This window comes from Rhodopseudomonas sp. BR0M22 (assembly GCF_010907035.1).
In the GTDB taxonomy this organism is placed as follows: domain Bacteria; phylum Pseudomonadota; class Alphaproteobacteria; order Rhizobiales; family Xanthobacteraceae; genus Rhodopseudomonas.
On record NZ_QUMK01000089.1, the window covers coordinates 1 to 18,632 of the forward strand.

Annotated in this window: 19 protein-coding genes; 4 read left to right on the plus strand and 15 right to left on the minus strand. The window is 65.2% G+C overall.

Features of this window, described 5'->3' with window-relative positions:
• The 3 genes from DY468_RS22295 to coxB all read right to left on the minus strand — a co-directional run.
• A partial coding sequence (locus DY468_RS22295) for a UbiA family prenyltransferase (protein ID WP_349644322.1) occupies positions 1-494 on the minus strand: 494 nt, incomplete at its 3' end.
• Between the two features lie 72 nt (positions 495-566).
• Positions 567-2,192, minus strand: coding sequence for a cytochrome c oxidase subunit I (ctaD, locus tag DY468_RS22300; protein ID WP_164607479.1), 1,626 nt, complete (start codon positions 2,190-2,192; stop codon positions 567-569).
• 67 nt (positions 2,193-2,259) lie between these two features.
• Complete coding sequence (coxB, locus tag DY468_RS22305) at positions 2,260-3,117, minus strand: cytochrome c oxidase subunit II (RefSeq protein WP_164607481.1); 858 nt, start codon at positions 3,115-3,117, stop codon at positions 2,260-2,262.
• 408 nt (positions 3,118-3,525) lie between these two features.
• On the opposite strand from coxB, the gene DY468_RS22310 reads away from it, so the two are divergent.
• Positions 3,526-4,074 carry an invasion associated locus B family protein gene (locus DY468_RS22310; RefSeq protein ID WP_164607483.1) on the plus strand — a complete coding sequence of 183 codons (549 nt, stop codon included), beginning with the start codon at positions 3,526-3,528 and terminating at the stop codon, positions 4,072-4,074.
• Positions 4,075-4,354: 280 nt separating this feature from the next.
• On the opposite strand, the gene DY468_RS22315 is transcribed toward DY468_RS22310, so the two are convergent.
• From DY468_RS22315 to DY468_RS22330, 4 genes are all read right to left on the minus strand, one after another.
• Positions 4,355-4,780, minus strand: coding sequence for an organic hydroperoxide resistance protein (locus DY468_RS22315; RefSeq protein ID WP_011156581.1), 426 nt, complete (start codon positions 4,778-4,780; stop codon positions 4,355-4,357).
• Between the two features lie 121 nt (positions 4,781-4,901).
• Positions 4,902-5,372, minus strand: a complete 471-nt coding sequence (locus tag DY468_RS22320; RefSeq protein WP_164607485.1) for a MarR family winged helix-turn-helix transcriptional regulator — start codon at positions 5,370-5,372, stop codon at positions 4,902-4,904.
• An 83-nt stretch (positions 5,373-5,455) separates the two neighbouring features.
• Complete coding sequence (locus DY468_RS22325; protein WP_164607488.1) at positions 5,456-5,785, minus strand: DUF5615 family PIN-like protein; 330 nt, start codon at positions 5,783-5,785, stop codon at positions 5,456-5,458.
• Complete coding sequence (locus tag DY468_RS22330) at positions 5,785-6,006, minus strand: DUF433 domain-containing protein (protein WP_164607490.1); 222 nt, start codon at positions 6,004-6,006, stop codon at positions 5,785-5,787. Before DY468_RS22330 ends, DY468_RS22325 begins: the two co-directional genes overlap by 1 nt.
• A 123-nt stretch (positions 6,007-6,129) precedes the next feature.
• Here DY468_RS22330 and tldD point away from each other — a divergent pair, with 123 nt between their 5' ends.
• Positions 6,130-7,557: a metalloprotease TldD gene (gene tldD, locus DY468_RS22335; RefSeq protein WP_164607492.1), complete on the plus strand. Its 1,428-nt coding sequence runs from the start codon at positions 6,130-6,132 to the stop codon at positions 7,555-7,557.
• Positions 7,554-8,324, plus strand: a complete 771-nt coding sequence (lepB, locus tag DY468_RS22340; RefSeq protein ID WP_164607494.1) for a signal peptidase I — start codon at positions 7,554-7,556, stop codon at positions 8,322-8,324. The genes tldD and lepB overlap by 4 nt, the downstream gene beginning before the upstream one ends.
• Positions 8,325-8,343: 19 nt before the next feature.
• Here lepB and DY468_RS22345 read toward each other — a convergent pair whose 3' ends face one another.
• The 5 genes from DY468_RS22345 to DY468_RS22365 form a co-directional block, all read right to left on the minus strand.
• Entirely contained in the window at positions 8,344-9,060 is a 717-nt protein-coding gene (locus tag DY468_RS22345; RefSeq protein ID WP_164607496.1) for a cytochrome c biogenesis CcdA family protein, read from the minus strand.
• Positions 9,061-9,064: 4 nt separating this feature from the next.
• Positions 9,065-9,475: a thioredoxin family protein gene (locus DY468_RS22350; protein WP_164607498.1), complete on the minus strand. Its 411-nt coding sequence runs from the start codon at positions 9,473-9,475 to the stop codon at positions 9,065-9,067.
• A gap of 73 nt (positions 9,476-9,548) precedes the next feature.
• On the minus strand, positions 9,549-10,100 hold the full coding sequence (locus DY468_RS22355) for a PAN domain-containing protein (protein ID WP_164607500.1): 552 nt from the start codon (positions 10,098-10,100) through the stop codon (positions 9,549-9,551).
• A 146-nt stretch (positions 10,101-10,246) separates the two neighbouring features.
• The gene (locus DY468_RS22360; RefSeq protein WP_164607502.1) at positions 10,247-11,617 is read right to left on the minus strand and encodes a glutamate--cysteine ligase; all 1,371 of its coding nucleotides are present in this window, start codon (positions 11,615-11,617) and stop codon (positions 10,247-10,249) included.
• A gap of 93 nt (positions 11,618-11,710) precedes the next feature.
• On the minus strand, positions 11,711-12,202 hold the full coding sequence (locus DY468_RS22365) for a MarR family winged helix-turn-helix transcriptional regulator (protein WP_164607504.1): 492 nt from the start codon (positions 12,200-12,202) through the stop codon (positions 11,711-11,713).
• Positions 12,203-12,324: 122 nt separating this feature from the next.
• On the opposite strand from DY468_RS22365, the gene gstA reads away from it, so the two are divergent.
• On the plus strand, positions 12,325-12,939 hold the full coding sequence (gstA, locus tag DY468_RS22370; RefSeq protein WP_164607506.1) for a glutathione transferase GstA: 615 nt from the start codon (positions 12,325-12,327) through the stop codon (positions 12,937-12,939).
• Positions 12,940-13,351: 412 nt separating this feature from the next.
• On the opposite strand, the gene DY468_RS22375 is transcribed toward gstA, so the two are convergent.
• The 3 genes from DY468_RS22375 to DY468_RS22385 all read right to left on the minus strand — a co-directional run.
• Positions 13,352-15,568 (minus strand): 3-hydroxyacyl-CoA dehydrogenase NAD-binding domain-containing protein, encoded by a 2,217-nt coding sequence (locus tag DY468_RS22375; RefSeq protein ID WP_164607508.1) that lies wholly within the window; start codon positions 15,566-15,568, stop codon positions 13,352-13,354.
• Positions 15,569-15,690: 122 nt separating this feature from the next.
• Positions 15,691-16,899, minus strand: a complete 1,209-nt coding sequence (locus tag DY468_RS22380; protein ID WP_164607510.1) for an acetyl-CoA C-acetyltransferase — start codon at positions 16,897-16,899, stop codon at positions 15,691-15,693.
• A gap of 165 nt (positions 16,900-17,064) precedes the next feature.
• Positions 17,065-18,632 (minus strand): acyl-CoA dehydrogenase C-terminal domain-containing protein (locus DY468_RS22385; protein WP_164607512.1); only part of this gene is annotated, 1,568 nt, incomplete at its 5' end.

Genomic DNA, 18,632 nt, shown 5'->3' on the forward strand with positions numbered 1-18,632 from the left:
TGTTGCGTCCGGCGCCCACCGACTCGTCGCCTCTCTCCGTCGTCGGCAGCGTCAGATGTGTTTAAGAGACAGGTGTAGATCACCACGTAGAAGAAGATGGTGAAGGCGAGCAGTGCGGCCGCGATCCAGTTCACCAGGATGCCGAGCGTCACCACCGAGAAGAACGCCAGCGTCATGCCGAAGGTCAGCGCCTCCGGGCGCGTCACCCGACCGCGCGGGATCGGCCGGTTGGCGGTACGCGTCATCTTGGCGTCGATATCGTCTTCGTACCACATGTTCAGCGCGCCGGCGGCGCCGCCGCCGACCGCGATGCAGATGATCGCGGTGATCGCCAGCACCGGATGGAAGCTGCCGGGAGCCATCAGCAGGCCGACCAGCGCGGTGAACACCACCAGCGACATCACCCGCGGCTTCAGCAGCGCGATGTAGTCGGCGACGCCGGCTTCGGAGATCCGGGGTGCAAGCGGGATCGGATTGGCATCGATGACCGACACGGACTCACCTCTCGTTTCGACCTGCACCCACCAGCGCAACAGCGGCAGCGGATGCAGGTTCCAGGACCGGTCTCAACGAACCTGCGGCAGCACTTCGAACTGATGGAACGGCGGCGGCGACGACAACGTCCATTCCAGCGTCGTCGCGCCGGGACCCCACGGATTGTCCGCTGCACGCTCCTTGCGGATGAAGGCGAGCGCCATCCCGTAAAGGAACACCAAGACCGCGAAGCCGGAGATGTAGGAGCCGATCGACGACACCAGATTCCAGCCGGCGAAGGCGTCCGGATAATCGACGTAGCGCCGCGGCATCCCGGACAGGCCGAGGAAGTGCTGCGGGAAGAACACCATGTTGACGCCGATGAAGGTGAGCCAGAAGTGCAGCTTGCCGATGGTTTCGCTGTACATGTAGCCGGTCATCTTCGGGAACCAGTAGTACCAGCCGGCGAAGATGGCGAACACCGCGCCGAGCGACAGCACGTAGTGGAAGTGCGCGACGACGTAATAGGTGTCCTGCAACACCCGGTCGACGCCGGCATTCGCCAGCACGACGCCGGTGACGCCGCCGACCGTGAACAGGAAGATGAAGCCCACCGCCCACAGCATCGGCGTCTTGAACTCGATCGAACCGCCCCACATCGTGGCGATCCAGGAGAACACCTTCACGCCGGTCGGCACCGCGATCACCATCGTGGCGGCGACGAAATAGGCCTGCGTCGTGCTCGACATGCCGACGGTGTACATGTGGTGAGCCCACACTACGAAGCCGATCACGCCGATCGCCACCATCGCGTAGGCCATGCCGAGATAGCCGAACACCGGCTTGCGCGAGAAGGTCGACACGATCTGGCTGATCATGCCGAAGCCCGGCAGGATCAGAATGTAGACTTCGGGGTGGCCGAAGAACCAGAACAGGTGCTGGAACAACAGCGGATCGCCGCCGCCTTCGGCCGAGAAGAAGGTCGTTCCGAAATTGCGGTCGGTCAGCAGCATGGTGATGGCACCGGCGAGCACCGGCAGCGACAGCAACAGCAGGAACGCGGTGATCAGCACCGACCACACGAACAGCGGCATCTTGTGCAGGGTCATGCCCGGCGCGCGCATGTTGAAGATCGTGGTGATGAAGTTGATCGCGCCGAGAATCGAAGATGCACCGGCCAGATGCAGCGCCAGAATCGCGAAGTCGACCGCCGGCCCCGGATGCCCGGTCGTCGACAGCGGCGCGTACATCGTCCAGCCGGTGCCGACGCCGTTCGATGACGGCTCGCCCTCGACGAAGGTCGAGATGATCAGCAGCGTGAACGCAGCCGGCAGCAGCCAGAACGAAATGTTGTTCATGCGCGGGAAAGCCATGTCCGGCGCGCCGATCATCAGCGGCACGAACCAGTTTCCGAACCCGCCGATCATCGCCGGCATCACCATGAAGAAGATCATGATCAGGCCGTGAGAGGTGACGAACACGTTGTAGGTGTGGGAATTGTGGAAGATCTGAACGCCGGGATACATCAGCTCGATCCGGATCGCGATCGACATCGCGCCGCCGATGATGCCGGCCATCACCGCGAACACCAGGTACATGGTGCCGATATCTTTGTGATTGGTCGAGTACAGGTAGCGCCGCCACCCGGTGGGATGCGCATGTGCGTGATCGTCATGCGCGTGATCGGAATGGGCGACCCTTGCAGCTTCCATTGCCATCTTCAGATCCTGACTTGAAAACCTCGGACCTCGCGGCCCCCGTTCGACGTCTCCGTTGCCGCCGCGCTCAGCGCGTGGCGGAAGCGGCCGAAGCGTAGGACTCGTCACGCTTGCGCGAAGCCACCTGCTGCTTTTTCTTCCAGGCTTGATACTCCTGCTCGTTCACGACGTGGACCACGATCGGCATGAACGCATGGTCGCGCCCGCACAGCTCCGAGCACTGGCCGTAATAGCGACCTTCCCTGGTGGCCTTGAACCAGGCCTCGTTGAGCCGGCCGGGGACGGCGTCGATCTTCACGCCGAACGACGGCACCGCCCAGGAATGAATCACGTCGGCCGCGGTGGTCTGGATCCGCACCACCTTATCGACCGGCACGACCATTTCGTTGTCGACGCCGAGCAGTCGCGGCGGAGCCGGATTCATCTTGGCCCGCTCCTCGTCGGTCAGCATGATCGAGGTGAATTCGATCTTGTCGTCCGGATAGGTGTAGGTCCAGTTCCACTGGTTGCCGGTGGCTTTCACCGTGAGGTCCGGCTTCGGAATATCCAGTTCGAGAAACAGCAGCCGGAACGACGGCACCGCGACAGCTACCAGGATCAGCACCGGCACGATCGTCCAGGCGACTTCGATCAGCGTATGATGGGTGGTCTTGGACGGGACCGGATTGGCCTTGGCGTTGAACTTCACCACCACGATCACCAGCAGCGCCGCCACAAACAGTGTGATCAGGGTAATCAGCCACAGCAGGAAGCTGTGAAACCAGACAATGTTTTGCATCACCGGTGAGGCGGGCTGCTGAAGCGTCATTTCCCAGGGCGCAGGCTGCCCCATTTCGGCAAAGGCGGTCCCGCCGACCGCTGCCGCGCAGCAGGCGATCGCAAGCCCCAGCGACCACCGCCCGATTCGCCCCTTCGACACCTTCATGCCGCCGCGCTCCCTATGACTAGTCACAGCAAGCCCGCCGTATCGGCGTGACCAACCGTGCAGTTTTTTGGCGCCCGGCACAAAAGCGTAGCCAAGTGCGAACGCTTCTTAGTTTACTTTTGAAACACAATTCAGCGCCCCTCGCAATGAGGATTGAGACGGGCTCGCACAAACAACAGGTTCAACTTCTGATCGGCGATGGATCGCGTCGCCGGACACTGACACGACCACCAGGGAATGTGAGGCCGTCTTGACAGATGCTGGCCTCGCTGTAGGCAAAGCACCCGAACGTCACGGAAGCCTGATTCGCCGGCGCGCGAGCTGCCTTCATGGCGCCGTCATTGGCGGTCAGTCGGAACCCGCCGCAAAACGCATCGTTCACCCGTTACGACCTCGGAAACACCTCTGATGGGCCTTGCCAGACTTTCGCCGATTCTCGCCTCGAGCCGCCGCACCGCGAACGGAGGCCTGCTGGCGGTCGGTATGATCGCGCTGGCGGCGCTGTTCGGCAGCGGCAGCGCCTACGCTCAGGGCGCTGTGCGCTCGGTCCATGGCGACTGGCAGATCCGCTGCGACACCCCGCCGGGCGCGAAGGCCGAGCAATGCGCGCTGATCCAGAGCGTGGTCGCCGAGGATCGCTCCAACGCCGGCCTCACCGTCATCATTCTCAAGACCGCCGATCAGAAGAGCAAGCTGATGCGCGTGGTGGCCCCGCTCGGCGTGCTGCTGCCGTCGGGCCTCGGCCTCAAGCTCGACAACGCCGACATCGGCCGCGCCGGCTTCGTGCGCTGTCTGCCGAACGGCTGCGTCGCCGAAGTGGTGATGGACGACAAGCTGCTCGGCCAACTGCGCAGCGCCAAGACCGCGACCTTCATCATCTTCGAGACGCCCGAAGAAGGCATCGGCTTCCCGCTCAGCCTCAACGGCCTCGGCGAAGGCTACGACAAGCTGCCGTAGGACGGCACGGGACTCTAACGTCCGCGGCCGCCGTTCCACAGTCGATAGTCGCCTCGCATCACGCGGCGCCGGCTATGATGCACTCTGTTTCCGCACAATAGCCGTCATGGCCGGGCCCGACCCGGCCATCCACGGACACACGCACGGCCTCGCTTGAAATCGTGGATGCCCGGGCCTTCGCCGCGTCGAAGCGGCTACGGCCGCGCAGGCGGGTCAAGCCGGGCATGACGATCTTTGTGGCGAGACGCTATTGAAACCGTCACGCGTGATCGACGCGGCCTCACACCAGCGTCAACGTCACGTCGATGTTGCCGCGCGTGGCGTTGGAATACGGGCAGACGATGTGGGCGCGGTCGACCAGCGTCTGCGCCTGGGCCGGATCCATGCCCGGCAGGCTGATCTTCAGCTCGACTTCGATGCCGAAGCCGGTCGGGATCGGGCCGATGCCGACCGAACCGGTGACGCTGACGTCCTTCGGGATCGGCAGCTTGTCGCGCCCGGCGACGAACTTCATCGCGCCGAGGAAGCAGGCGGAGTAGCCGACCGCAAACAGTTGCTCCGGATTGGTGCCGGCGCCGCCGGCGCCGCCAAGCTCCTTCGGCGTCGTCAGGGCGACGTCGAGATGCCCGTCGCTGCTGACGCCGCGCCCATCGCGACCTCCCGTTGCAGTAGCCGTAGCGCGGTAGAGAACTTTCTCGACTGACATGGTGTGGTCCTTCTCGGGTTGATGGTCCTGGGAAACTCTACGACCGATTTTGATCGCTCGCATGATTATCGCGCGCGATATTTTTGCGCCGATTGATTTGTTGGCCGGGCCTCCTCCGGCATCAGGCGGTCTGAAACAATTTGGATCGAACCTTCGTGAGCTTGTCGCGTAGCTCGTAGATGTCGTCGAACGAACCACCCATCGCGGCACCGAGGCAGTCCGGCACATGCTTGAGCTGCTGGCGCAGGGCCCGCCCTTCCTCGGTGAGGCTGACGATCACCTGCCGCTCGTCCTCGGCCGAACGTCGCCGGCTGATCAGCCCGCGCGCCTCAAGCCGCTTCAACAGCGGCGTCAGCGTCGTGGTCTCGAGATAAAGCTGCTCACAGATCTCCGAGACGTTGACCCGATCCTTCTCCCACAGCACCAGCATCACCAGATACTGCGGATAGGTCAGATCGAACTCGCGCAGCAGGCCGCGATACACTTTGTTGACCCCGAGCAGCGTCGAATACAGCGCAAAGCAAAGCTGGTTCTCCAGCCTCTGCTTGTCCGCCGAACGCGTTGTGCGTGACGATGTCGAGGGCGATTTCATGGAGGGTGATTTATATCGCGCGCGATACATTGTCAAGCAACCCGCCACGCACCGATCTTCAAACTCGGTCTCAGATCTTTGAGCTAATAGATTTCCAGACAGATCGCGTCGTCGGCCTCGAACTCCGCAATCAAACTGGCGTGGGTTCGAAGCAACAACGCGATTGTGGTGCGCGGCCGATTTCCTGAGCGCACCCAAATCACTTTCGGCGGCGGCCCCAGCAGCATCGCCAAGTCGGAAAAGTCTGCGTCCTGGGACACGATCGTCAACTGATTGGCCCGAGCGAAGCTCCATATCGCCCGGTCGTCTGCCTGCGTCAGGCCGACATCGCGCACATGGCACGATCCTGGGAAAAGATCGGAGACGTCTTGGCAGAGTTTGAAGCTCAGGTTCTGGTCGAACAGTAGCTTCATTACGAAGCCGTGATGAGCCGCCGTTCACGATCCGCCGCATAGGCGAGCGCCGCGCGGATGTCCTGTTCGGTCAGTTCCGGGAAATCGGAGATAATCTCTTCCGGCGTCTGGCCATCGGCCAGCCAGCAGAGCACATCTGCGACCGCGATCCGCATATGGCGAATGCAGGGGCGCCCGCCTCGCTTGCCCGGCTCGATGGTGATGATGTCCCGGTAGTCCATCTGAAGACCATAGCATGCTTTTTCGGTGGGACGCAGGCGTCGCCCCCCAAATCCGCCACCCCCTCGCAGAACCAGGTCAGACCACCTATCTTGTGCCCCGAACAACTTCGGGAACAGAACCTCATGACCAATCCAGCCCAGACCTCGCTCATCGACCGCGCCAATCTCGATCGCGACGAGGTGAGGCGCGAGATCGCGCGGGGGCTGCAGGGGGCGGACGATGGCGAGCTGTTTTTCGAATACAGCCAGACCGAGGCGCTCGCCTTCGACAACGGCCGGCTGAAGCAGGCGACCTACGACACCGCGCAGGGCTTCGGTTTACGCGCCGTTAAGGACGACGCGGTCGGCTATGCGCATTCCTCCGACGTGTCGCTGCCGGCGCTGATCCGCGCCGCGGACGCGGTCGCGGCCGTGCGCGGCGACTACAGCGGCACGCTGGCGGTGGCGCCGGCGCACACCAATGTGCGGCTGTATGGCGACGACAACCCGCTCGACGCGCCGGGCTTCGAGGCCAAGGTCAAGCTGCTCGGCGAGATCGACGCCTATATCCGCGACAAGGACCCGCGGGTGCGGCAGGTGTCGGTGTCGGTCGGCGCCACCTGGCAGGTGGTCGAGATCCTGCGCCCCGACGGCGAGAGCTATCGCGACATCCGCCCGCTGGTGCGCGTCAACGTCTCGGTGGTCGCCGGCCAGGGCGACCGCCAGGAGAGCGGCTCCAAGGGGTACGGCGGCCGCGAGCCCTATGCGCGGTTCATCGAGACCAAGGCCTGGCGTGACGCCGCCGACGGCGCACTGCGCGAGGCGCTGGTCAACCTCGAATCGGTGCCGGCCCCGGCCGGCGAAATGGATGTGGTGCTCGGCCCCGGCTGGCCCGGCGTGATGCTGCACGAGGCGGTCGGCCACGGCCTCGAGGGCGATTTCAACCGCAAGAAGACGTCCGCTTTTGCCGGCCTGATGGGCCAGCAGGTCGCCGCCAAGGGCGTGACCGTGGTCGACGACGGCACGATTTCGGCGCGGCGCGGCTCGCTGTCGATCGACGACGAGGGCACTCCGACCAGCCGCACCGTGCTGATCGAGGACGGCATTCTCACCGGCTACATGCAGGACCGCCAGAACGCCCGGCTGATGGGCATGAAGCCGACCGGCAACGGCCGCCGGCAGTCCTACGCCCATGTGCCGATGCCGCGGATGACCAACACCTACATGCTGGCCGGCCAGCGCGACCCGGCCGAGATCCTCGCTTCGGTGAAGAACGGCATCTACGCGGCGAACTTCGGCGGCGGTCAGGTCGACATCACGTCGGGCAAATACGTGTTCCAGTGCACCGAGGCCTATAAGATCGAGAACGGCAAGATCGGCGCGCCGCTGAAGGGCGCGATGCTGATCGGCAACGGCCCGACCGATTTGCACCGCATTTCCATGATCGGAAACGACATGCAGCTCGACGACGGCATCGGCACCTGCGGCAAGAACGGCCAGGGCGTGCCGGTAGGCGTCGGCCAGCCGACGCTGCGCATGGACAAGATTACGGTCGGAGGCACCGGCGGATGACGACGAAGACGGAGACGGCCGCGAGCAAGGCGCGGCGCTGGGGCTCGCAGTTCACGCAGCTCGCCGCAGTCGTGGCGATCGTGCTGGTGGGCAAGGCGGCTCTGGCCGAACCGTTCTACGTGCCGTCGGGCTCGATGGAGCCGACGCTGTTGATCGGCGATGCGCTGCTCGCCTCGAAATATCCCTACGGCTACTCGTCGGCGTCGCTGCCGATCCATGTGGCGTTTCCGGAGACCGGCCGCCTGTTCGGCTCGGCCCCGCATCGCGGCGACGTGGTGGTGTTCCGCTGGCCCGGCGACCGCTCGCAGGTCTGGGTCAAGCGAGTGATCGGCCTGCCGGGCGACCGGGTGCAGATCGACGGCGGCCGGGTGTTCATCAACGGCGAAGCCGCCAAGGTGACGCCGGATGGCACCGGCCGGGCCGAGGACGACAACGGCTCCTACGAAACCGCCGCGCGCTATATCGAAACGCTGCCCGGCGGGGTCGCCCACCCGATCTTCAAGCTCTACGACAACGGCCGGCTCGACAACACGCCGGAAGTGACGGTGCCGCCCGGCCATCTGTTCGTGATGGGCGACAACCGCGACAACTCCTCCGACAGCCGCGTCCCGGTGCGCGACGGCGGCGTCGGCATGCTGCCGATCGACGATCTGGTCGGCCGGGTCGATGCCATCGTCGGCTCGTGGAATCCCGGCGTCCGCCGCCAGCCGGTCACCGACTGGCTGTCCGGCTTCCGGGTGGCGCGGTTCTTCACCTCGGTGCATTGAGGGCGGCGCGCGCTCGCCCTCAGAAGCGCGTCGTCAGATTGGTGAGCCAGTCCGGCGAGACGGCGACCAGCACCGCCTCGATCTGCTTGTCGAGGCCGGTGACGATCGCAAGGCCGATCGCGACGAAGGCCCCGCCGAGCACCGCCTTGCCGAGCTTGCCGGCCGACAACAGCCGGCCGCGGACCGCCATCAGGCTCGCCCGCGACAGCAGACCGAGCGCAATCAGCGGCAGCGCCGCACCGATTCCGAACGCCGCCATGGTCAGCGCCACCATCGGAAGATCGCGACCTTTTGAAGCCAGCAGCGACGCCGCGCCGAGCGTCGGTCCGACGCAAGGCGACCACACCGCCCCGAGCAGCAGACCAATACCGAACTGCCCGGCGAGACCCGAGCCGGAGGCTTGGCCGAAATATTGATCCGCCAGGCTCGACATCGGACCACCGGCGGCGGAGAGCCGCATCTGCCACGACGGCACCAGCAACACGGTGCCGAGCGCGATCATCACCACCGCCGCCAACGCGCGAAAGAATCCGGCGTCGAGGCCGAGGCCGAAGCCCGCCACCGCGACCAGCAGCCCGATCAGCGTGAACGACAGCGCCAGCCCTGCTGCCAGGGCCAGCGGCCCATGACGATGCTGCGCCACCGCGGCGCCGAGCACGATCGGCACCAGCGGCAGCACGCAGGGCGACAGGATCGACAGCAGCCCGGCCACGAAGGCCAGTGCCAGCGCCGTCACGGCGTCACAGCGCCTTGGCGAGCAGCGATGCGATCGAGGCTTCCTTGGTGTCGCCGACCGAGCGCCCCTTTTCGGCGGCGCCGTTGAACACGATCAGGGTCGACTGCATGGTGGCGCCGAACTGCTTCACCACGTCCTTCTGGCCGTCGAAGTCGACCCGGAAGATCTTCACCTTGGCGAATTTCGGATCGGCCGCAAGACGCTGGATGATCGGCGTCTGCGCCTTGCAGGTCGGGCACCAATCGGCGTGAATTTCGATCAGCACCGGCTCGCCGGCGGACTGCGCCGCCTTGAAGGCTGCCGGCGTGTACGGGCTGGCGGTCGAAGCCAGCGCCCCCGACAGCGGCAGCAGCGCGGCGACGGCAGCCGCCAGCACGGCACGGTTGAAGCTCTTCCGGGTGATGATCGGCGACATGGCGTAGTCCTCCGTTGCAAGCGCAGGGCCGCTTCGGCCGCGCGCAACAGATACGCCGGGACGAGCCGGGATGTTACCTGACCACGCCCGAAATGAATCCAGGCTTCCGCCGTGGCGGCTTGATGTGGCTCTTTAGAAAGCAGCGCGCATTGCGCCCGACATAGCCCGGGCGGGCGTAGGTCCAGGCCCGGCATTTGTGCTCGTCGACGCAGGCCGCCTTGCAAGCCTCGTCACCCTCGCCGGCCTTCAACTCGAAATTGCGATAGTCTCCGCCGTAACGGTCGATCGAAACTTCGTTGGAATCGTTGCGCGGCTCCAGCACTCCCGCGCCACGGACACCCGAGACGCAGCACGAACTGGGGGTACGCGGTGGTACAGTGCTCTTCAGCCAGCACATCGCGCCCTCCTCGGGCGAGCGCGGATAGCTGAAGGTCCACGACCGGCAACGCTTGTCGCGTTCGCACATCAGTCCGCATTCGGCCGGATCGCCGCTGGTCACCGGCGTGCGCAGATAGTCGCCGCCGATCCGGTCGAAATTCGCCTGGGCCCACGACGCATGCGGCGACAGCGTCGCCGCTGCCACGGCGAGCACGAGCCAACACGCCCTGAGCAGGCCGCTTCGCATTCACACTTGCTTTCGCGTTAGGCTCGGAGTTCCGGCCGATGAACCTCGGGCCGGTCCGGAGCGCAGCCCCAAGCCTTCATCAGACGGCTGACAACCTGTATGGGGGATGAACGGCGCGGACCAGCGCGGTCTTGGTCCGCCAGCGTTCAGAACGCGTATTCGTCGTAGGCCGGCTCCACCGAGCCGCGCCAGACGCCGTGATACTTCTCCAGCATGTCTTCGGCCGGTGTGCGGCCGCTGTCGAGGATGCGATCAAGCGGCGTCAGATGCCGCGATTCGTCGAGACCGGAGCCGTCGATCCGGCCGCGGCGACGCAGCCCCGCATGCGCCAGCACCATGCAATCCTTGGCGACTTCGAGCAGGCTGCGGTTGCCGATCTTGGCCTTGAACCCGAGCCGCGGAACCTCGTCCCGCAGCGTTTGGCGCTCCTCGGCGGTCCAGTTCTTGACCAGCTCCCAGGCGGCGTCGAGGCTGGCATCGTCGTACAGCAGCCCGACCCAGAACGCCGGCAGCGCGGTCAGGCGGCCCCATGGCTGGCCGTCGGCCCCGCGCATCTCGAGATACCGCTTCAGCCGTACCTCGGGGAAAATCGTCGACAGATGGTTGGCCCAGTCCGACAGCGTCGGACGCTGTCCGGGCAGCTTCTCGTTGTTACCATCGAAGAACTTGCGGAACGACGAACCGGCGACATCGATGTATTCGTCGCCGCGTTTGACGAAGTACATCGGCACGTCGAGCGCGTAGTCGACCCAGCGCTCGAATCCCATGCCGTCTTCGAACGCCCACGGCAGCATGCCGGACCGATCATTGTCGGTGTCGCGCCAGATCTCGGAGCGGAACGACAACAGGCCGTTCGGCTTGCCCTCGGTGAACGGCGAGTTCGCGAACAGCGCGGTGGCGACCGGCTGCAGCGCCAGCGACACCCGGAGCTTTTTGACCATGTCGGCTTCGGACGAGAAGTCGAGATTGGTCTGCACCGTGCAGGTCCGGTACATCATGTCGAGGCCGTAGGAGCCGACCTTCGGCATGTAGTTGGTCATGATCTTGTAGCGGCCCTTCGGCATCACCGGGATTTCGCTGCGCGACCAGGACGGCGTCAGGCCGAGGCCGAGGAAGCCGATGCCGAGCGGCGTGGCGACCTCCCGGACCTGCGACAGATGCGCCATCAGTTCGGCGTGGGTCTGGTGCACGGTCTCGACCGGCGCGCCCGACAATTCGAACTGTCCGCCCGGCTCCAGCGAGATCGCACCGCCGCCGGTGACGTCGTGCAGCCCGATGATGTGCGGCCCCTCCATGATCGGGTCCCAGCCGAGCAGGATCTGCATGCCGTCGAGCAGCGCGCCGATGCCGCGCGCACCGGCGTAGGGCACCGGGCGATGACCGTCGAGCGTGAAGGGGGTCTTCTCGTGCTCGGTGCCGATACGAAATTCGGCCGGCGATTTTACGCCCGCCGCAAGCCACGCGACCAGTTCGTCGCGCGAATTCAGCGGGGTCATGTCGAGCTGGTCACGCGCCATGGGAAGTCCAAAAGAAGCGCGCGAGATCGGGCGACGCGGGGTGGTGGAAACCGCGGCCGGAAGCAACCGCGAACACGAAGCGAGAGCTGTTTATCATCGCGAGACTGCGGTGTCTCGCGCATCGAGCGCAGCGGCGGAGCCGTGGCACGCGCAGCCGAGCCGGTCGAGCAGACCGCACAGGCTGACCGCGTCGGCATCGGACAATTTCGAGCCGACGTGTTTTTCGATCGCCGCCGAATAGGCGGTCCACATTCTCTTCTGCAAGTCGCGCCCCGCTTCGGTGATTTCGACGAACTGACCCCGTTTGTCGCTATGGCATTCGCGGCGCACCACCAACCCCTCGTCGACCAACCGGTCGACCAGGCGCGAGGTCGAGTATTGCGGGATCAGCATCTGCTTTTCGAGCTCGACCGGGCGCATCTCCCCGCCCGGCGCGCGCGCCAGTTCGAGCAGCGCGTCGTACCACGCCAGCGGCGGGAAGCCCGCCTTCTTCAGATCCTGCTCGACAGCGTCCAATACCCGGCTCCGGACCCGCATCAGGCGGACCCAGGCGGCCGTGGCCTCGGTCGATGGTTTGCGTTTCATCGGCTCGTCCATCCGCAGCGACTGTAGCGCAGTGTATGCAGGTGCATCAATCTTGACTTGCCCATGCACCGGGATTTAATCGCCCGCGCCGACAAATCCAATCCCACCCGAGGAAGCCGCCCATGAAGCTGTATTATTCGCCAGGCGCCTGTTCGCTGTCGCCGCATATCGCGCTCAGCGAGGCCGGCCTGCCGTTCGACCTGGTCAAGGTCGATATCCGGGCCAAGAAGCTCGAAAATGGCGACGACTACGCCGCGATCAACCCGAAGGGCTCGGTCCCGGCGCTCGGCCTCGACGACGGCTCGGTGCTGACCGAGGGGCCGGCGATCGTGCAGTTCATCGCCGACCAGGAAGGCTCCGGCAAGCTGGCGCCGAAGGCCGGGACGATCGAACGCTACCGGCTGCAGGAATGGCTGAACTACATCTCGACCGACCTGCACAAGAGCTTCGGCCCGCTGTTCGCCCCGACGCTCGGCGACGATGCCAAGAATTTCTTCAAGGACCGCATCGCCCGCCACCTCGGCTATGTCGACAAGCAGCTCGCCGGCAAGGACTATCTGATGGGCGCATCGTTCACAGTGGCCGACGGCTACCTGTTCGTGATCCTGAGCTGGTGCGACCGGATGAAGATCGACCTCGCCCCTTACCCCAACCTCGCCGCCTTCAAGGCCCGCGTCGCCGCCCGGCCGAAGGTGCAGGACGCGCTGCAAAGCGAAGGGCTGCTGCAGAAGGCGTGAGGAATTTCGTTTCTCGTTCGTCATTGCGAGGAGCGAAGCGACGAAACAATCCAGCGCGGTGCACTGAACTGGATTGCTTCGCTTCGCTCGCAATGACGGAGTGGGAGTAGCGCGGAAAGACAAAGGGCCGGATCACGATGATCCGGCCCTTGTTGTTTCTGCTGAAAGTAAGAGGAAGACTCGCCCCAGCGGCAGCGCGCTCCCTCTCCCGCTTGCGGGAGAGGGGTGGGGTGAGGGCGACGCGAGCACTGATGCTCGGTCGCGTGACCCATCCCGCTTGCGGGAGAGGTCGCATCGCGTAGCGATCAAGGTAAGGCCAATCTCTCCGCAGATTGCGAACTGAGTGCCTGGGGCGCCCTCACCCCAGCCCTCTCCCGCGCGCGGGAGAGGGAGCCGGCTGTGCTCGGGCTGCTTACGCCGCAGCCTGCTTCTTCGGGGCGAAGCGGTGGTAGAAGGTGTCGCCGGTCTTGGCCATGTCTTCGAGCAGTTTCGGCGGGGTGAAGCGCGAGCCGTATTTGCCCTCGAGCTTGTGGCACAGCGCCACGAACTCCTTTGTGCCCATGAAGTCGATGTAGCTGAGCGTGCCGCCGGTGAACGGCGCGAAGCCGAAGCCGAGGATCGAGCCGACATCGGCCTCGCGCGGATCGACGATGACGTTGTCCTCGACAGTGCGGGCGGCTTCCACCGCCTGTACGGCGAGGAAGCGCTGCTTCAGCTCTTCGACGTCGATGGTGTCTGGATCGAGGTGCTTGGGCTGCAGCGCGGCGATGCCGTCCCACAGGCTCTTCTGGCCCTTGCCCTTCTCCGGATAGACGTAGAAGCCCTTGCCGTTCTTGCGGCCGAACCGACCCTGCTTTTCGACCAGCTCGACCATCAGCTTCTTCTGCTGCTGATCGACCGCCTGTTCGCCGAGATCGGCTTCGGTCGCCTTCATGATCTTGAGGATCAGGTCGAGCGCGACTTCGTCGGCCAGCGACAGCGGGCCGACCGGCATGCCGGCCATCTTGGCGGCGGTCTCGATCATCGGCGCCGGGACGCCTTCCATCAGCATCTCGAGGCCTTCGGCGGTGAAGCGCAGCACGCAGCGATTGGCGAAGAAGCCGCGGCTGTCGTTGACCACGATCGGGGTCTTGCTGATCTGCCGGGTGTAGTCGAGCGCGGTGGCGAGCGCGACATCGCCGGTGTTCTTGCCGACGATCACTTCGACCAGCATCATCTTCTCGACCGGCGAGAAGAAGTGGATGCCGATGAACTTCGACTGGTCCTTGAACTCTTCGGCCAGCGAGTTGATCGGCAGCGTCGAGGTGTTGGAGGCGAAGATCGCGCCTTCCTTCAAGAGCGGCTGCGCCTTGGCGTAGGTCTCGGCCTTGACCTTGCGATCCTCGAACACGGCCTCGATCACCAGATCGGCATCCGAGATCGCGCCAAAGTCTGCGGTCGCGGTGATGCGCGACATCAGCGCGTCACGGTCGGCCTCCTTGGCGCGGCCCTTCTTGATGAGACCTTCGATCACCGACTGGCAATGCGCCTTGCCCTTGTCGGCGCTCTCCTGGTCGCGATCGATCAGCACCACCTCGATGCCGGCCTTGGCCGAGACGTAGCCGACGCTGGCGCCCATGAAGCCGGCGCCGATGATGGCGAGCTTCTTGACCTTGGTCGGCGGCACGCCCTGCGGGCGGCGCGCGCCCTTGTTCAGCTCCTGCATCGACAGGAACAGGCTGCGGATCATCGCCGCCGCTTCCTTGGTCTGCAGCACGTGCGCGAAGTAGCGCGACTCGATCCGCAGCGCGACGTCGATCGGCACCAGCAGGCCCTCATAGACGCAGCTCATGATGGCGCGGGCGGCCGGATAGTTGTCGTAGGTCTCGCGGCGATAGATGGCGTTGCCGGCCGGGAACATCATCATGCCCTGCTTGGAGAACACCGGGCCGCCGGGCAGCTTGAAGCCCTTCTCGTCCCACGGCGCCACCGCCTTGCCGCCGCCCTTGATCCAGTCCTTGGCGGTCTTGATCAGATCGGCCGCCGGCACCACCGCGTCGACCAGCTTCAGCGCCTTGGCCTTGTCGAGCTTGATCTGATCGCCCTTGAGCAGGATGGTCATCGCGTTCTGCGGATCGACAATGCGCGGAATCCGCTGGGTGCCGCCGCCGCCCGGGAACAGGCCGACCTTGATCTCGGGCAGGCCGAGCCGGGTCTTCGGATTGTCGGCTGCGACGCGATAGTGGCAGGCCAGCGTGACTTCGAAGCCGCCGCCGAGCGCCAGACCGTTGATCGCCGCGACCCACGGCTTACCGCAGGTCTCGATGCCGCGCAGAATCTGCGACAGCTTGCGGCTCTCGTCGAACAGCATCTTCTGGGCGGCTTCTTCGCCCTTGTCTTTGCGGATCTGGGCGAACTGCTGGTTCATGCCCTCCAGCATCGACAGATCGGCACCGGCGCAGAACGCCTCCTTGGCCGAAGTGATCACCACGCCCTTGACCGCGGCGTCCTTGCTGGTCTGTTCGGCGATCGCGCCGAGTTCCTCGATCGTCGCGGTGTCGAGCACGTTCATCGACTTGCCGGGCAGGTCCCAGGTGACGAGCGCAATGCCGTCGGCGTCGGTCTCGACTTTGAAGTTCTTGAAGGTCATCTGATTAGCTCCTTCGCTGCCAGCAGCCATTCCGGCGCGGCGGTTGTTGTTCATCTCCCCTCCCCCTTGCGGGGAGGGAGCAGGCCGGCGCACGTGGCGCGGCCCGCCGCGCTATCGAATACTCACACCCGCTCGATGATGGTGGCGGTGCCCATGCCGCCGCCGATACACAGCGTCACCAGCGCGGTCGCCTTGCCGGTGCGCTCGAGCTCGTCGAGCACGGTGCCGAGGATCATCGCACCGGTGGCGCCGAGCGGATGGCCGAGCGCGATCGCGCCGCCATTGACGTTGATCTTGTCGTTGTCGATCTCGAACGCCTGCATGTAGCGCAGCACCACCGACGCGAACGCCTCGTTGAGTTCGAACAGATCGATGTCGCTCTTCTTCATGCCGGAGCGCTCGAACAGCTTGTTGGTGACGTCGACCGGGCCGGTCAGCATCATCGCCGGCTCCGAGCCGATATTGGCGAAGGCGCGGATTTTCGCACGCGGCTTCAAACCATGCTTCTCACCGGCTTCCTTGCTGCCGAGCAGCACCGCGCCGGCGCCGTCGACTATACCGGACGAGTTGCCGGCATGGTGCACGTAGTTGACCTTCTCGACTTCCGGATGCGACTGGATCGCGACCGCGTCGAACCCGCCCATCGCAGCGATCGGCGCGAACGACGGCTGCAGCTGCGCCAGCGACTGCATCGTCGTCGAGGGACGCATGTGCTCGTCCTTGGCCAGGATGGTCAGGCCGTTGATGTCCTTCACCGGCACCACCGACTTGTCGAACCGGCCTTCGTCCCAGGCCTTCGCGGCGAGCTGCTGGCTGCGCACCGCATAGGCGTCGACGTCGTCACGCGAGAAACCGTATTTGGTGGCGATCAGGTCGGCCGAAATGCCCTGCGGCATGAAGTAGGACGGGATCGCCATCGACGGATCCATCGGCCAGGCACCGCCCGAAGCACCGATGCCGATACGGCTCATCGATTCCGCGCCGCCGCCGATCACCAGCTCGTGCTGGCCGCTCATGATCTGCGCCGCGGCGAAGTTCACCGCATCGAGACCGGAGGCGCAGAACCGGCTGATCTGCACGCCGGGCACCGCTTCGCCGAGGCCCGCCTTCATCGCCGCGAACCGCGCGATGTCCGAGCCGGCTTCGCCGACTGGATCGACCACCCCCATCACGACGTCGTCGACCACGTCCTTCTTGAGGTTGTTGCGCTCCTTCAGCGCCTTCAGCGGCACGGTGGCGAGCGCCAGCGCGGTCACCTCGTGCAGCGAGCCGTCGGCCTTGCCGCGGCCGCGCGGAGTGCGAACGTGATCGTAAATATAGGCTTCGGGCATCCGTTTTCTCCCGTTTCGGTCCGGGCTCACAGGAGCCGGACGAATTGAACAATCGCGTGTCGAGGCGTCATTGCGACGAGCGTAGCGACGAAGCAATCCAGACTTCGTGCGCGGCTCGGACTACTTCGCTTCGCTCGCAATGACGACGTTGGTTTGACGAAAGCGTCAGAACGCTTCCGCCGGCAGTTCCATCAGCGTGGCGCAGCCGGATTCGATCCGGGTCAGCCGCAGCGCGGTCTCGGGCAGCATCCGCTCGGCGAAGAACCGGCCGGTGACCAGCTTGCGGGTCAGGAAGGGCTTTGCACCCTCAGCCGCGATCTTGTCCTGCGCCACCTTGGCCATCTTGGCCCACATGTAGCCCATCGCCACGAGGCCGAAGAGGTGCATGTAGTCGGTGGCGGCGGCGCCGGCGTTATCGGGCTGGGCCATCGCGTTCATCATCAGCCAGGTGGTAGCCTTCTGCAGATGGCCGAGCGAAGTCGACAGCGGCGCCACGAACGGCTTCATCGCCTCGTCGCCGCCGTGCTCCTTGGCGAAGGCGCCGACCTCGGCGAAGAACGCCATCACGGCGCGGCCGCCGTCACGCGGCAGCTTGCGGCCGACCAGGTCGAGCGCCTGAATGCCGTTGGCGCCTTCGTAGATCATCGCGATGCGGGCATCGCGGACGAACTGCTCGACGCCGTTGGCGGCGATGTAGCCGTGGCCGCCGTAAACCTGCTGCGCGGCGACCGCATTGGCAAAGCCGCCGTCGGTCAGCACGCCCTTCAGCACCGGCGTCATCAGGCCGAGGTGATCGTCGGCCACCTGGCGCTCCTTGGCGTCGCTGGAGCGATGCGCGACGTCGCTCTTCAGCGCGGTCCACAGCACCAGCGCCCGCGCCGCCTCGTTGAAGGCGCGCATCGTCAGCAGCGCGCGGCGGATGTCGGGATGCACGATGATCGGATCGGCCGGCTTGTCGGTCGCCTTCGGTCCCGACAGCGCCCGGCCTTGCAGCCGTTCGCGGGCGTATTCGACGGCGTTCTGATAGGCGACTTCCGACTGCGCGAGCCCCTGCACGGCGACGCCGAGGCGAGCCTCGTTCATCATCACGAACATGCCCTGCATGCCCTTGTTCTCTTCGCCGACCAGCCAGCCGGTGGCGCCGTCGTAGTTCATGGTGCACGTGGCGTTGCCGTGGATGCCCATCTTGTGCTCGATCGAGCCGCAGATCACGCCGTTGCGGGCGCCGACGGTGCCGTCCGGGTTGACCAGGAATTTCGGCACCACGAACAGCGAGATGCCCTTGATTCCGGCCGGTGCGCCTTCGATCCGCGCCAGCACCAGATGGATGATGTTGTCGGCCATATCGTGCTCACCGGCCGAGATGAAGATCTTGGTACCGGTGATCTTGTAGCTGCCGTCCGCCTGCTTCACCGCCTTGGTCCGCAGCAGGCCGAGATCGGTGCCGCACTGCGGCTCGGTGAGGTTCATGGTACCGGTCCACTCGCCGGACACCATCTTGGGCAGATAGGTCTGCTTCTGCTCCGGCGAGCCGTGCACCGTCAGCGCCGCCGCGGCGCCCATGGTCAGCCCCGGATACATCGCGAATGCCATATTGGCGGAGTTCAGGAATTCCTGCACCGTCTGGGTCAGCGTGATCGGCAGGCCCTGGCCGCCATATTCGGCCGGCGACGACAGGCCCATCCAGCCGCCTTCGGCGATCTGCTTGTAGGCGTCCTTGAAGCCCTTCGGCG